Genomic DNA, 14,044 nt, shown 5'->3' with positions numbered 1-14,044 from the left:
GCGAGCGTGTCGGCTACGGTCAACCTGCGTGCTTGAGCGTGTTGGACGAATCCCGGACAATGCGGGCAATTCTTTGGTTTTTTCTCTCGCGGATCGGGCTGTTTTTTCGCGATGTTTGCCTCAGCAGTGGAAATAACGCTCACATGACGACGCACATTCAACGCTCGGCCTTGCTGCCTTATCCGGCGCAGGCGCTCTATGACCTGGTCAACGACGTGGCGCGTTACCCGGAATTCTTGCCGTGGTGCTCTGCCGCCGAGGTGCTGGAAAGCAGCGATGAGCATATGGTTGCCAGTGTCGGGGTGGCGAAGGGCGGTCTTAGCCAGCATTTTGTTACGCGCAATGTGCTGGTGCCGGGCAAGTCCATCGAAATGAACCTGCAGGAAGGGCCGTTCACCCAGTTGCATGGGGTGTGGGTGTTCAAGGCACTGACGGACAAAGCCTGCAAGATCAGCCTGGACCTGTCCTTTGATTACGCAGGCCCTATCGTGCGGGCGACGTTGGGGCCTTTGTTCAATCAAGCGGCCAATACGTTGGTGGATGCGTTCTGTCAGCGGGCCAAGCAACTGCATGGTTGAGATTGAGGTGGTGTATGCCGCCGAAGACCGTCAGGTGCTGGTCGCGGTTGCGGTTGCGTCGGGTACCAGCTTGAGGGCAGCAGTGTTGGCGTCGGATATTGCTCGGGCGTTTCCTGGCCTGGAACTCGCGGATTGTCCGCTGGGGATTTTCGGTAAGGTGGTAGTCGACCCGGATACGCAAGCAGTGAAGGCCGGCGATCGCATCGAGATTTACCGGCCGCTACTGGCTGATCCTAAAGAAGTGCGGCGGCTGCGCGCGGTCAAGGCGGCATTGGCCAAGCAGCAGAATACTTAGGCGAGCCAAACGACAGACAACAAAAAGCCCGGCATGCCGGGCTTTTTGTTGAGCGCCGCGTTATTACTGCGGGCTGGCGTCCAGAGGTTCTGGCGTCGGGACTGGAACGGTTTTCACGCCGTCGACGTCCTTCTGGATCTGGTCGAGCAAGGAGCCTGGCTTGGCCGGTACTTCGGATTTCGGCTTTTCCGCGTCCTGCGCAGGGGCCGTCACATTGGTACCGTTGTCCTTGCCAAGCAGGGCTTCATCACGGCTTACGCCGGGCATGAAGTCACCGGACAGGCTGACAAGCTGGTCATTGCCATTAAAGATGACGCTGACACGCTCTTGTTGGCGTTCACCGCCACCCGGTTGAATGCTGTAGAGATAATCCCAGCGATCGGCATGGAAAGTGTCGGTCAGCAGGGGGTTACCCATGATAAACCGTACTTGCCGTCGGGTCATTCCCGGGCGCAACTGGTCTATCATATCCTGCGTGACGACATTGCCCTGCTGGATGTCGATTTTGTAAACCCCGGGGAATGAACAACCGGCGAGTGCGAGCAGTCCCACAAAGGTGAAACTGGTTAGCAAGAGCTTGGTGTTTTGCATCGGTGGGCGACTTCCACTATCTTGGCTGGGACAACGTAAACGCCGATCATACCCGTATTAAGAGAAGCTGCGAAGCAGCATCCGCGAGAAAGCTAACCATGGTTGAAAATAGCGAACTACGCAAAGCCGGTCTCAAAGTGACTCTGCCGCGAGTCAAGATTCTACAAATGCTCGATTCTGCTGAGCAGCGTCATATGAGTGCCGAGGATGTTTACAAGGCGCTGATGGAGTCTAACGAGGACGTTGGCCTGGCCACGGTCTACCGTGTGCTGACCCAGTTTGAAGCCGCAGGACTGGTGGTTCGTCATAATTTCGACGGCGGTCATGCAGTGTTCGAACTGGCTGACGGTGGTCATCACGACCACATGGTTGACCTGGATACCAATGAGGTTATCGAGTTCACCAGCCCGGAAATCGAGAAGCTCCAGCACCAAATTGCTGAGGAGCATGGATTCGATTTGGTGGACCACAACCTAGTGCTGTACATCCGTAAGAAAAAGTAAAAAAGCTGCAGATTTGTTCTGCGCAATGATCGAAGGCGACCCAGAGGTCGCCTTCGTGCTTTCTATGAGAGAGGAAAATGCCAGTTTAAGCCTTGGCGGCCACGACCATTTTCTTCGCGTGGGCCAGGGACTCCTTGGTCAGGTCGATACCCCCAAGCATTCGTGCCACTTCTTCCACGCGTTCCGACTTGTTCAGCTTCGACACGGCGGTGTGCGTCGCGTCGCTTCCCCGCACTTTATGCACAAACAAATGTTGATGCCCTTGGGCGGCCACTTGCGGCAAGTGCGTTACCGTGAGCACCTGCCCGCGATCGCCCAGGCGACGTAACAACTGGCCAACAATCTCCGCCGTCGGGCCGCCAATACCCACGTCCACTTCGTCGAACACAAGGGTGGGTACGCGTGAGGTCTGGGCGGTGATCACCTGAATCGCCAAGCTGATTCGCGACAGCTCGCCACCAGAGGCGACTTTTGCCAATGCCTTGAGCGGTTGCCCGGGGTTGGCGCTGACCAGTAGCTCGACTTGCTCCAGGCCATGAGGTTGCAATTCGTTGCTGGCGTTGGCGCGCAGTTCAATGGTGAATCGACCGCCAGGCATGCCCAGTCGCTGAATTTCCTGCTCCACTGCGCTGGCCAGGCTGGTGGCTGCCTGCTGGCGCAGGTCGCTCAGTTCACGCGCTTTCTCCTGATAGTGACGTGCAAATGAGGCGAGTTCCTCGCCCAATCGCTCGATGGATTCGTCGTTGGCATTCAGGGTTTCGATCTCATCCAGCAGTTTCTGCTGCAGGGTTGCAACTTCAGTAGGCTGGATTCGGTGTTTGCGCGCCAGTGTGTAGATGGTATCCAGGCGCTCTTCTATTTCTTGCAGGCGTGCCGGGTCGGCATCGAAGTGATCCAGGAAACGGTTGAGTTCACCCACCGCTTCTTCGACCTGAATCTGCGCGCTGGTCAGTAAGGTGGTGGCTTCGCCCAAGGCGCCAGACCCGCTGTTCACGCTGGACAGGCGATTGAGGCTCGCGGTCAGCGCATTGAGCACGTTGCCGGAATCACTCTCGCTGCATTGCTCCACGACCTGGCGGCAAATACCCAGCAGGGTTTCTGCATTGGTCAGGTTTTTGTGTTCCTGCTCCAACTGCTCCAGTTCGGTCTCGCCAAGCCCCAGGCTTTCGAGCTCTTCAAGCTGATAGCTCAGTAGTTGGTGGCGGGCGCGTTGTTCGTCGCCGGAATTGGAGAGGCGCTCCAGTTCCTGGCGAGTCTGGCGCCAGCGTTGGGCAGCAAGTTGTACTTGTCGGGCAAGGTCCGTTGCGCCTGCGTATTCGTCGAGCAGGCGGCGGTGGGTGTCGGTTTTCAGCAGGGACTGGTGTTCATGCTGGCTGTGGATATCAATCAGCAGTTCGCCCAGTGCTTTCAAGTCTCCCAGGGGGCAGGGCGTGCCATTGATATAGCCGCGGGAGCGCCCTTCGGCGGTGATGACCCGGCGCAGGATGCAGGGGCCTTCAATATTCAGGTCGCGTTCTGCCAGCCAGGCTTCTGCCTCGGGAATGTCCGCCAGGTCAAACGTGGCCAGGATATCGGCTTTGTCGGCGCCAGGGCGCACAACGCCGCTGTCAGCGCGGTCACCGAGAGTAAGGCCCAGGGCGTCGAGCATGATCGACTTGCCGGCGCCGGTCTCGCCTGTGATTACGCTCATCCCGCGATCCAGTTCGAGATCCAGATGTTCAACGATGGCGTAGTTATGTACGGACAGGTGCACGAGCATGAAGACCGCTCCCAGGTGTTAGGTCTGGTTATTTATACAGTGTTTTGTTCAGGGCTGACAATCCTGATGCTTAGCTCGATTTGCTTGAATGGCCTGCTTTTTAAGTGCGACGAGGAATGACAGTGCGGGAATTGATCCTGAGCACCTGAAAGACTTTTGGTAACGCCTGCACCCTTGAACCTGGAAATTGTGGCCCCATATACCGGAACAGAAGCGCGAGTCGAGTTCGCGCATGATTTTGAAAGGAGAAAACTATGGCTGACGAACAGACGCAGGATACGCAAACTCCAGACGCCAATTCGGCTGTCGGCGATGAGCTGGCAACCCGCGTGCAAGTGCTTGAAGAGCAATTGGCCGCTGAGAAGGATCAGTCTTTGCGTGTTGCCGCTGATCTGCAGAACGTCCGCCGCCGTGCCGAGCAGGATGTAGAAAAGGCTCACAAGTTCGCGCTGGAAAAATTCGCCAATGACTTGCTGCCGATCATCGACAGCCTGGAGCGTGGCCTTGAATTGTCCAACCCGGACGACGAAAACATCCGTCCGATGCGCGAAGGGATCGAACTGACCCTGAAAATGTTCCAGGACACCCTGAAGCGTTATCAGCTGGAAGCGATCGATCCACAAGGCGGCGAGCCGTTCAACGCTGAGCATCACCAGGCCATGGCCATGCAGGAAAGCCATGACCTGGAGCCGAACAGCGTGCTCAAAACATTCCAGAAGGGTTACCTGCTCAATGGTCGCTTGCTGCGCCCGGCGATGGTTGTGGTGAGCAAGGCGCCTGCACCGGTTTCGCCTTCTATTGATGAGCAGGCTTGAAATACGCCGCAAGGCCCCCATCTATAAGTCAAGCGTTTAAGTGCTACCGCAGTTAGCCACCACTGCTGCGGCAACCAAATTCAAGTTTCGGGAGAGTAAATCATGGGCAAAATTATCGGTATCGACCTGGGGACCACCAACTCCTGCGTCTCCGTCATGGAAAACGGCAAAGCCAAAGTTATCGAAAACGCCGAAGGCGCGCGTACCACGCCGTCGATCATTGCTTACGCAAATGACGGCGAGATCCTGGTTGGTCAGTCGGCCAAACGCCAGGCTGTGACCAACCCGCACAACACCCTGTACGCGGTAAAACGTCTGATCGGCCGTAAGTTCGACGAAGAAGTCGTACAGAAAGACATCAAGATGGTGCCTTACAAAATCGCCAAGGCTGACAACGGTGACGCCTGGGTTGAAGTCAATGGCAACAAGATGTCTGCTCCGCAGATCTCGGCTGAAGTCTTGAAAAAGATGAAGAAAACGGCTGAAGACTACCTCGGTGAAACAGTGACCGAAGCGGTGATCACCGTTCCGGCCTACTTCAACGACAGCCAGCGCCAGGCGACCAAAGACGCCGGCCGCATCGCGGGCCTGGACGTAAAACGTATCATCAACGAACCCACCGCAGCTGCTCTGGCTTACGGTATGGACAAGGCCAAAGGCGACCACACTGTGATCGTTTATGACCTGGGTGGCGGTACGTTCGACGTGTCGGTCATCGAGATCGCTGAAGTTGACGGCGAGCACCAGTTCGAAGTGTTGGCCACCAACGGCGACACCTTCCTGGGTGGTGAAGACTTTGACATCCGTCTGATCGACTACCTCGTTGACGAGTTCAAGAAGGAAAGCGGCATCAACCTCAAAGGTGATCCGCTGGCGATGCAGCGTCTGAAAGAAGCTGCTGAAAAAGCCAAGATCGAACTGTCTTCGAGCAATTCGACCGACGTGAACCTGCCGTACATCACTGCAGACGCCACCGGTCCTAAGCACTTGAACGTGAAGATCTCTCGCGCCAAGTTGGAAGCACTGGTTGAAGACCTGGTTCAGCGCACCATCGAACCTTGCCGCATCGCTCTGAAAGACGCCGGTATCGACGTTGGTTCCATCAACGACGTGATCCTGGTGGGCGGTCAGACCCGTATGCCACTGGTTCAGCAGAAAGTAACCGAGTTCTTCGGCAAAGAAGCACGTAAAGACGTGAACCCGGACGAAGCGGTTGCCATGGGTGCTGCCATCCAGGGCGCGGTATTGGCCGGTGACGTGAAAGACGTACTGCTGCTGGACGTGAGCCCACTGACCCTGGGTATCGAAACCATGGGTGGCGTGATGACTGCGCTGATCGAGAAAAACACCACGATTCCTACCAAGAAATCGCAAGTGTTCTCGACTGCCGACGACAACCAGGGCGCTGTGACCATTCACGTGCTGCAAGGTGAGCGTAAGCAGGCTGCTCAGAACAAGTCCCTGGGCAAGTTCGACCTGGCCGAGATTCCACCTGCTCCACGTGGCGTGCCACAAATCGAAGTAACCTTCGACATCGACGCCAACGGCATCCTGCACGTAGGTGCCAAGGACAAGGCCACTGGCAAAGAGCAGAAGATCACCATCAAGGCAAACTCCGGTCTGTCTGATGAAGAAATTCAACAGATGATTCGCGATGCTGAAGCCAACGCCGATGCAGATGCCAAGTTTGCTGAGTTGGCCGGTGCACGTAACCAAGGTGATGCCCTGGTTCACTCGACGCGCAAAATGGTTGCTGATGCTGGCGACAAAGTGACTGCCGAAGAGAAGACCGCGATCGAAGCTGCCGTGGTTGCCCTGGAAGCCGCTATCAAAGGCGACGACAAGGCTGCCATCGAAGCCAAGGTTGAGGAACTGTCGAAAGTCTCCGCGCCGGTTGCCCAGAAAATGTACGCCGAGCAAGGTCAGCCGGCTGACGGTGCTGCACAGCACGCAGAGCCTGAAGCCAAGCACGACGATGTTGTCGATGCCGAGTTCGAAGAAGTCAAAGACCAGAAGTAAGTTGGTCGCCCGGTTGACCGCTATCAAGCGGTGACTGGTAGGATGTCGCCGCGCGGGAGCTTGCTCCCGCGTTGGCGTGTCTGGGGTATGCGAATTTTTACAGCATGCGACAACGTGCGGATGCTGGCGGTGTGATCGGGAATGCTCCTGCTTTCCGAGCAGTAAATACCGCACTTTTGGCCGGGTCCCTGGCTAAAAAGTAGTAATGACCAGGATCGTTGAATTGACGTGAGTTGGGTCCGGGCCTGTATTGGGGCTCAACGAGTTTGGCAAGGCTCAGGAGGGTCTGGCTGAACGTCCTTAAGAGTGCAAAGACTTATGGCAAAGCGTGACTATTACGAAGTGTTGGGTGTGGAGCGCGGCTCCAGCGAGGCGGACCTGAAGAAGGCTTACCGTCGCCTGGCGATGAAGCATCACCCGGACCGTAATCCGGATAGCAAAGAATCCGAAGAAATGTTCAAAGAGGCCAACGAGGCCTACGAATGCCTGTCTGATCCCAATAAGCGTGCGGCCTACGACCAGTATGGCCACGCCGGCGTCGACCCGAGCATGGGTGGCGGCGGTGCCGGTTTTGGTGGTCAGAACTTCTCCGATATTTTCGGCGACGTATTCAGCGACTTTTTCGGTGGTGGCCGGGGTGGTCAGCGTGGCGGTGCCCAGCGTGGCAGCGACTTGCGCTACACCTTGGAACTCAATCTTGAAGAAGCCGTGCGCGGCACCAGCGTCAATATCCGTGTGCCGACGCTGGTCAACTGCAAACCGTGCGATGGTTCGGGTGCCAAGAAGGGCTCCTCGCCGATCACCTGCCCTACGTGTGGCGGTATCGGCCAGGTGCGCATGCAGCAGGGCTTCTTCTCGGTGCAGCAGACCTGCCCGCGCTGCCATGGCCAGGGCAAGATCATTTCCGACCCGTGCGATTCCTGCCACGGCGAAGGCCGCGTAGAAGAATACAAGACGCTGTCGGTGAAAGTGCCTGCGGGCGTGGACACCGGTGACCGCATTCGCCTGTCGGGTGAAGGCGAGGCGGGGACTCAGGGTGGCCCGACGGGCGACCTGTATGTGGTGATCAATGTGCGCGAGCACTCGATCTTCCAGCGTGACGGCAAGCACCTGTTCTGCGAAGTGCCGATCAGCTTTGTCGATGCGGCCCTGGGTGGCGAGCTGGAGATTCCGACCCTGGATGGTCGGGTCAAGCTCAAGATCCCGGAAGGCACCCAGACCGGCAAGCAGTTCCGCATTCGTGGCAAAGGCGTTGCGCCGGTGCGTGGCGGCGGTGCTGGCGACCTGATGTGTCGCGTGGCGGTAGAAACGCCGGTCAACCTGAACCGTCGTCAGCGCGAACTGCTTGAAGAGTTCCGTGGTTCGATGGAGGGGGATGACTCCCACTCGCCGAAAACCGCGGGCTTTTTCGATGGTGTGAAGCGCTTCTTCGGCGACCTGTAAGGAATTGAGTATGCGACGTATAGCCGTGATGGGCGCTGCAGGGCGCATGGGCAAGACGCTGGTCGAAGCGGTGCAGCAGCGCTCGCCGGCCTCCGGGCTGACAGCGGCGATCGTTCGACCTGGCAGTACGTTGATCGGCGCGGACGCGGGTGAATTGGCCTCGCTGGGTCGCATCGGTGTTTCGCTGTCGGGCAACCTGGAGCAGGTGGCCGATGAGTTTGACGTGCTGATCGACTTTACTCTGCCGGAGGTGATGCTGAAAAACCTGGCGTTTTGCCGTAAGGCGGGCAAGGCCATGGTGATCGGCACAACCGGTTTGACGGCTGAGCAGAAGCAATTGCTGGTGGAGGCGGGCAAGGATATTCCTGTCGTCTTCGCGGCCAACTTCAGTGTGGGTGTGAACCTGTCGCTCAAGTTGCTGGATCTGGCAGCTCGCGTGCTGGGTGATGAGGCGGATATCGAGATCATCGAGACCCATCACCGTCACAAGATCGATGCGCCGTCGGGCACTGCGCTGCGCATGGGTGAGGCAATTGCCGATGCGTTGGGGCGTGATCTGTCTAAAGTGGCTGTGTATGGCCGTGAAGGTCATACCGGCGCGCGTGCGCGTGACACTATCGGCTTCGCGACGGTGCGCGGTGGTGATGTGGTGGGTGATCACACTGTGTTGTTCGCCACCGAAGGCGAGCGCCTGGAGATCACGCACAAGGCTTCCAGTCGCATGACCTTTGCCAAGGGGGCGGTCCGCGCTGCGCTTTGGCTGGAGGGGCGCGAGCCTGGCCTGTACGACATGCGCGACGTGCTGGATCTGCACTAATCAGTAGCTAAAACGGGGCCTCAAGCTTATGCTTAGGCCCCGTTTTTACCCGCTAAGCGACGTCCTGTCGCATTCCCCTGCCTTTAAGGCTCATTAGCGGTGGACCAAAAAAGCCTTTTTCTGTAAGCTACAGCTTTAGTGTGTCCACTAAAAGCGCGCAGAATAATTCAGTGAACAAGCGGGGTGACGTGTCCATACGTCACTCCGCTTTTTTACAACCTGCGATCGCCCTTTCAGGCTTTATTTACGGGAGGTCTTCTTGACTAAGCCAGCCATACTCGCCCTTGCTGATGGCAGCATTTTTCGCGGCGAAGCCATTGGAGCCGACGGTCAAACCGTTGGAGAGGTAGTGTTTAACACTGCCATGACCGGCTATCAGGAAATCCTTACCGATCCTTCCTACGCCCAACAGATCGTTACCCTGACCTATCCGCACATCGGCAACACCGGTACTACACCGGAAGACGTCGAGTCTGATCGTGTCTGGTCGGCCGGTCTGGTGATTCGTGACCTGCCACTGGTCGCGAGCAACTGGCGTAACACGATGTCGCTGTCCGATTACCTGAAAGCCAACAATGTTGTGGCGATCGCCGGTATCGATACGCGCCGCCTCACGCGTATCCTGCGTGAAAAAGGTTCGCAGAACGGCTGCATCATGGTCGGTGACAATATCTCCGAAGAGGCGGCGATCGCCGCAGCGCAAGGTTTCCCTGGCCTGAAAGGCATGGACCTGGCGAAAGTTGTCAGCGTTAAAGAGCAGTACGAGTGGCGCTCCACTGTCTGGGACTTGAAAACCGACAGTCACGCGACCATCGAAGCCGCTGACCTGCCTTACCACGTGGTGGCCTACGACTACGGCGTCAAATACAACATCCTGCGCATGCTGGTCGAGCGCGGTTGCCGCGTGACCGTAGTGCCGGCGCAGACCCCGGCCAGCGACGTGCTCGCCCTGCAGCCGGACGGCGTGTTCCTGTCCAACGGCCCGGGCGATCCTGAGCCATGCGACTACGCCATCCAGGCTATCAAGGACGTACTGGAAACCGAGATTCCGGTATTCGGCATCTGCCTCGGTCACCAACTGCTGGCCCTGGCTTCCGGCGCCAAGACCCTGAAAATGGGCCACGGCCACCACGGTGCCAACCACCCTGTGCAGGACCTGGATACCGGCGTTGTGATGATCACCAGCCAGAACCACGGTTTTGCGGTAGATGAAGCCACCTTGCCGAGCAACGTCCGTGCGATTCACAAGTCGCTGTTCGACGGCTCCCTGCAAGGTATCGAGCGCACCGACAAGAGCGCGTTCAGCTTCCAGGGCCACCCTGAAGCAAGCCCGGGCCCGAACGACGTAGCGCCGCTGTTCGACCGTTTCATCAATGAGATGGCCAAGCGACGCTGAGTGAGTGGTCTGCGGGTGGCCCCGAGCACCGGTGGCCCCCGCAGGCTCTTCAAAGATTGTTCAAGACGGCTTGCCGACTGACCTGCGGATTTGAGTGACAAACCCATGCCAAAACGTACAGACATAAAAAGCATCCTGATTCTCGGCGCTGGCCCGATCGTAATCGGCCAGGCCTGCGAATTCGATTACTCCGGCGCCCAGGCCTGTAAAGCCCTGCGCGAAGAGGGCTATCGCGTCATCCTGGTGAACTCCAACCCGGCCACCATCATGACCGACCCGGCCATGGCCGACGCCACCTACATCGAGCCGATCAAGTGGCAGACCGTTGCCAAGATCATCGAAAAAGAGCGTCCGGACGCACTGCTGCCAACCATGGGTGGCCAGACTGCACTGAACTGCGCCCTGGACCTGGAGCGCGAAGGCGTCCTGGAAAAATTCGGCGTAGAGATGATCGGTGCCAACGCCGACACCATCGACAAGGCTGAAGACCGTTCGCGTTTCGACAAGGCCATGAAGTCCATCGGCCTGGCGTGCCCGCGTTCCGGTATCGCCCACAGCATGGAAGAAGCCAACGCGGTCCTCGAGACCCTGGGCTTCCCGTGCATTATCCGTCCGTCCTTCACCATGGGCGGCACCGGTGGCGGTATCGCTTACAACCGTGAAGAGTTCGAAGAAATCTGCGCCCGTGGCCTGGACCTGTCGCCGACCAAAGAGCTGCTGATCGACGAATCCCTGATCGGCTGGAAAGAATATGAGATGGAGGTTGTCCGCGATAAGAAGGACAACTGCATCATCGTCTGCTCCATCGAAAACTTCGACCCGATGGGCGTGCACACCGGTGACTCTATCACCGTGGCTCCAGCGCAAACCCTGACTGACAAGGAATACCAGATCCTGCGTAACGCCTCCCTGGCGGTACTGCGCGAGATCGGCGTGGAAACCGGTGGTTCCAACGTTCAGTTCGGCATCTGCCCGAACACCGGCCGCATGGTCGTGATCGAGATGAACCCACGGGTTTCCCGTTCGTCGGCACTGGCTTCGAAAGCCACCGGCTTCCCGATCGCCAAGGTCGCGGCCAAGCTGGCGGTGGGTTACACCCTGGACGAGCTGTCGAACGACATCACCGGTGGCAAGACCCCGGCGTCCTTCGAACCGTCCATCGACTACGTCGTCACCAAGCTGCCACGTTTTGCCTTCGAGAAATTCGCCAAGGCCGACGCCCGCCTGACCACCCAAATGAAGTCTGTGGGTGAAGTCATGGCCATCGGCCGTACCTTCCAGGAATCCCTGCAGAAAGCCCTGCGTGGCCTGGAAGTGGGCGTTTGCGGCCTGGACGAGAAACTCGACCTGGCCAACCCGGAAAGCATGAGTGTGCTCAAGCGTGAGCTGACCGTGCCGGGCGCCGAGCGTATCTGGTACGTCGCAGACGCCTTCCGTGCGGGCATGACCGTCGAAGATATCTTTGGCATGAACATGATTGACCCGTGGTTCCTGGTGCAGATCGAAGACCTGATCAAGGAAGAAGAGAAGGTCAAGACCCTGGGTCTGGCCAGCATCGACCGCGACATGATGTTCCGTCTCAAGCGCAAGGGCTTCTCCGACCAGCGTCTGGCCAAGCTGCTGGGTGTGACCGAGAAGAACCTGCGTACCCATCGCCACAAGCTGGAGATCTTCCCGGTCTACAAGCGCGTTGACACCTGCGCCGCCGAGTTCTCCACCGACACCGCCTACCTGTACTCCACCTACGAGGAAGAGTGCGAAGCAGCGCCGTCGGGTCGCGACAAGATCATGATCCTGGGCGGCGGTCCTAACCGTATCGGCCAGGGTATCGAGTTTGACTACTGCTGCGTACACGCCGCCCTCGCCCTGCGCGAAGACGGGTACGAGACCATCATGGTCAACTGCAACCCGGAAACCGTTTCCACCGACTACGACACTTCCGATCGCCTGTACTTCGAGCCAGTGACCCTGGAAGACGTACTGGAAATCGTGCGCGTCGAGAAGCCAAAGGGTGTGATCGTCCAGTACGGCGGCCAAACCCCGCTGAAATTGGCTCGCGCCCTGGAAGCGGCCGGCGTGCCGATCATCGGCACCAGCCCTGACGCCATCGACCGTGCCGAAGACCGTGAGCGCTTCCAGCAGATGGTTGAGCGCCTGAACCTGCGTCAGCCGCCAAACGCCACCGTGCGCAGCGAAGACGAAGCCATCCGTGCAGCCAGCAAGATCGGCTACCCGCTGGTAGTGCGTCCGTCCTACGTACTGGGCGGTCGTGCGATGGAAATCGTTTACGAAGAAGAAGAGCTCAAGCGTTACCTGCGCGATGCGGTGAAAGTCTCCAACGACAGCCCGGTGCTGCTGGACCACTTCCTCAACTGCGCCATCGAGATGGACGTGGACGCTGTTTGCGACGGCACCGACGTGGTGATCGGCGCGATCATGCAGCACATCGAACAGGCGGGCGTTCACTCCGGTGACTCGGCTTGCTCGCTGCCTCCGTACTCGCTGCCGGCGCACATCCAGGACGTGATGCGCGACCAGGTCAAGAAAATGGCCTTGGAATTGGGCGTGGTCGGCCTGATGAACGTACAGTTGGCGCTGCAAGGCGAAGACATCTACGTCATCGAAGTCAACCCGCGTGCTTCCCGTACCGTGCCGTTTGTTTCCAAGTGCATCGGTGTGTCCCTGGCCATGATCGCTGCGCGCGTGATGGCTGGTAAGACCCTGAAGGAAATCGGCTTCACCAAGGAAATCATTCCTAACTTCTACAGCGTGAAAGAGGCGGTGTTCCCATTCGCCAAATTCCCGGGTGTGGACCCGATCCTGGGCCCAGAGATGAAGTCCACCGGTGAGGTGATGGGTGTGGGTGACACCTTCGGTGAAGCGTTCGCCAAGGCCCAGATGGGCGCCAGCGAAGTGCTGCCGACCGGCGGTACAGCCTTCATCAGCGTGCGTGACGACGACAAGCCTCTGGTTGCGGGTGTGGCCCGTGATCTGATCAACTTGGGCTTCGAAGTCGTGGCCACCGCCGGGACCGCCAAGCTGATCGAAGCGGCCGGCCTGAAAGTGCGTCGCGTGAACAAGGTGACGGAAGGCCGTCCGCACGTGGTCGACATGATCAAGAATGACGAAGTCACCTTGATCATCAACACCACTGAAGGTCGCCAGTCGATCGCGGACTCTTACTCCATCCGTCGTAACGCCTTGCAGCACAAGATCTACTGCACCACTACCATTGCTGCTGGCGAAGCCATCTGCGAAGCGCTCAAGTTCGGTCCGGAAAAAACCGTGCGTCGCTTGCAGGATCTACACGCAGGATTGAAGGCATGACCAAATACCCAATGACCGTCCAGGGCTTCAAGGCCCTGGAAGAGGAGCACGCCCATCTGACCAAGGTCGTACGTCCAAAGCTGAGCCAGGACATCGGTACGGCCCGCGAGCTGGGTGACCTCAAGGAAAACGCCGAATACCACGCTGCTCGCGAGCAGCAGGGTATGGTCGAGGCGCGTATCCGTGACATCGAAGGCCGCCTGCAGAACTCGGTGGTCATCGATGTGACGACTATTCCGAAGACCGGCAAGGTGATTTTCGGTACGACCGTGGAAATCGCCAACGTTGAAACTGACGAAAGCGTGGTTTACCACATCGTGGGCGAAGACGAGGCTGACTTTAAACTCGGCAAAATCTCCGTTGGCTCGCCACTGGCCCGTGCCTTGATTGCCAAGGAAGAGGGTGATGTGGTGACCGTCAAGACGCCTGGCGGCGTGACCGAGTACGAGATTGTTGAAGTTCGTCACGTCTGAAAGACGGCGCCCGCTTCGTGCGGGCGCT

Annotated in this window: 12 protein-coding genes; 10 read left to right on the top strand and 2 right to left on the bottom strand. The window is 58.3% G+C overall.

Annotated elements, in window-relative coordinates:
- The first annotated feature begins 143 nt into the window (after window positions 1-143).
- Together ACVWVP_RS18865 and ACVWVP_RS18860 are read left to right on the top strand one after the other, a co-directional pair.
- The gene (locus ACVWVP_RS18865) at window positions 144-578 is read left to right on the top strand and encodes a type II toxin-antitoxin system RatA family toxin (protein WP_016973780.1); all 435 of its coding nucleotides are present in this window, start codon (window positions 144-146) and stop codon (window positions 576-578) included.
- On the top strand, window positions 571-873 hold the full coding sequence (locus tag ACVWVP_RS18860; protein ID WP_178919538.1) for an RnfH family protein: 303 nt from the start codon (window positions 571-573) through the stop codon (window positions 871-873). Before ACVWVP_RS18865 ends, ACVWVP_RS18860 begins: the two co-directional genes overlap by 8 nt.
- Window positions 874-936: 63 nt before the next feature.
- On the opposite strand, the gene ACVWVP_RS18855 is transcribed toward ACVWVP_RS18860, so the two are convergent.
- The gene (locus ACVWVP_RS18855) at window positions 937-1,464 is read right to left on the bottom strand and encodes an outer membrane protein assembly factor BamE (RefSeq protein WP_178919539.1); all 528 of its coding nucleotides are present in this window, start codon (window positions 1,462-1,464) and stop codon (window positions 937-939) included.
- Between the two features lie 98 nt (window positions 1,465-1,562).
- On the opposite strand from ACVWVP_RS18855, the gene fur reads away from it, so the two are divergent.
- Complete coding sequence (fur, locus tag ACVWVP_RS18850) at window positions 1,563-1,967, top strand: ferric iron uptake transcriptional regulator (protein WP_083360362.1); 405 nt, start codon at window positions 1,563-1,565, stop codon at window positions 1,965-1,967.
- 85 nt (window positions 1,968-2,052) lie between these two features.
- On the opposite strand, the gene recN is transcribed toward fur, so the two are convergent.
- Window positions 2,053-3,726: a DNA repair protein RecN gene (gene recN / locus ACVWVP_RS18845; RefSeq protein ID WP_178919540.1), complete on the bottom strand. Its 1,674-nt coding sequence runs from the start codon at window positions 3,724-3,726 to the stop codon at window positions 2,053-2,055.
- Window positions 3,727-3,980: 254 nt separating this feature from the next.
- On the opposite strand from recN, the gene grpE reads away from it, so the two are divergent.
- The 7 genes from grpE (at window position 3,981) to greA (ending at window position 14,016) form a co-directional block, all read left to right on the top strand.
- The gene (gene grpE / locus ACVWVP_RS18840) at window positions 3,981-4,541 is read left to right on the top strand and encodes a nucleotide exchange factor GrpE (RefSeq protein WP_457407553.1); all 561 of its coding nucleotides are present in this window, start codon (window positions 3,981-3,983) and stop codon (window positions 4,539-4,541) included.
- A 102-nt stretch (window positions 4,542-4,643) separates the two neighbouring features.
- Window positions 4,644-6,560: a molecular chaperone DnaK gene (gene dnaK / locus ACVWVP_RS18835; protein WP_457407552.1), complete on the top strand. Its 1,917-nt coding sequence runs from the start codon at window positions 4,644-4,646 to the stop codon at window positions 6,558-6,560.
- Between the two features lie 318 nt (window positions 6,561-6,878).
- Window positions 6,879-8,003: a molecular chaperone DnaJ gene (gene dnaJ, locus ACVWVP_RS18830; RefSeq protein ID WP_178919542.1), complete on the top strand. Its 1,125-nt coding sequence runs from the start codon at window positions 6,879-6,881 to the stop codon at window positions 8,001-8,003.
- Between the two features lie 10 nt (window positions 8,004-8,013).
- A complete protein-coding gene (gene dapB / locus ACVWVP_RS18825; RefSeq protein WP_122486192.1) occupies window positions 8,014-8,820 on the top strand; it encodes a 4-hydroxy-tetrahydrodipicolinate reductase in 807 nt (268 codons plus the stop codon).
- Window positions 8,821-9,079: 259 nt separating this feature from the next.
- A complete protein-coding gene (gene carA, locus ACVWVP_RS18820) occupies window positions 9,080-10,216 on the top strand; it encodes a glutamine-hydrolyzing carbamoyl-phosphate synthase small subunit (protein WP_457407550.1) in 1,137 nt (378 codons plus the stop codon).
- Window positions 10,217-10,321: 105 nt separating this feature from the next.
- Window positions 10,322-13,543 (top strand): carbamoyl-phosphate synthase large subunit, encoded by a 3,222-nt coding sequence (gene carB / locus ACVWVP_RS18815; protein ID WP_176998429.1) that lies wholly within the window; start codon window positions 10,322-10,324, stop codon window positions 13,541-13,543.
- On the top strand, window positions 13,540-14,016 hold the full coding sequence (gene greA / locus ACVWVP_RS18810; protein ID WP_017139258.1) for a transcription elongation factor GreA: 477 nt from the start codon (window positions 13,540-13,542) through the stop codon (window positions 14,014-14,016). Before carB ends, greA begins: the two co-directional genes overlap by 4 nt.
- Window positions 14,017-14,044: the final 28 nt, after the last annotated feature.

It is taken from the genome of Pseudomonas sp. TE24901 (assembly GCF_054058375.1).
The sequence above is the reverse complement of the archived record's forward strand: the minus strand, read 5'-3'. Positions and strand labels throughout refer to the sequence as shown.

What these genes read in the sequence shown, in the direction of transcription:
- dapB (WP_122486192.1), top strand. Translation starts at nt 8,014, where the DNA reads ATGCGACGTATAGCCGTGATGGGCGCTGCAGGGCGCATGGGCAAGACG.
- dnaK (WP_457407552.1), top strand. Translation starts at nt 4,644, where the DNA reads ATGGGCAAAATTATCGGTATCGACCTGGGGACCACCAACTCCTGCGTC.
- recN (WP_178919540.1), bottom strand. Translation starts at nt 3,726, where the DNA reads ATGCTCGTGCACCTGTCCGTACATAACTACGCCATCGTTGAACATCTG.
- ACVWVP_RS18855 (WP_178919539.1), bottom strand. Translation starts at nt 1,464, where the DNA reads ATGCAAAACACCAAGCTCTTGCTAACCAGTTTCACCTTTGTGGGACTG.
- ACVWVP_RS18865 (WP_016973780.1), top strand. Translation starts at nt 144, where the DNA reads ATGACGACGCACATTCAACGCTCGGCCTTGCTGCCTTATCCGGCGCAG.
- fur (WP_083360362.1), top strand. Translation starts at nt 1,563, where the DNA reads ATGGTTGAAAATAGCGAACTACGCAAAGCCGGTCTCAAAGTGACTCTG.
- dnaJ (WP_178919542.1), top strand. Translation starts at nt 6,879, where the DNA reads ATGGCAAAGCGTGACTATTACGAAGTGTTGGGTGTGGAGCGCGGCTCC.
- grpE (WP_457407553.1), top strand. Translation starts at nt 3,981, where the DNA reads ATGGCTGACGAACAGACGCAGGATACGCAAACTCCAGACGCCAATTCG.
- carB (WP_176998429.1), top strand. Translation starts at nt 10,322, where the DNA reads ATGCCAAAACGTACAGACATAAAAAGCATCCTGATTCTCGGCGCTGGC.
- ACVWVP_RS18860 (WP_178919538.1), top strand. Translation starts at nt 571, where the DNA reads ATGGTTGAGATTGAGGTGGTGTATGCCGCCGAAGACCGTCAGGTGCTG.
- greA (WP_017139258.1), top strand. Translation starts at nt 13,540, where the DNA reads ATGACCAAATACCCAATGACCGTCCAGGGCTTCAAGGCCCTGGAAGAG.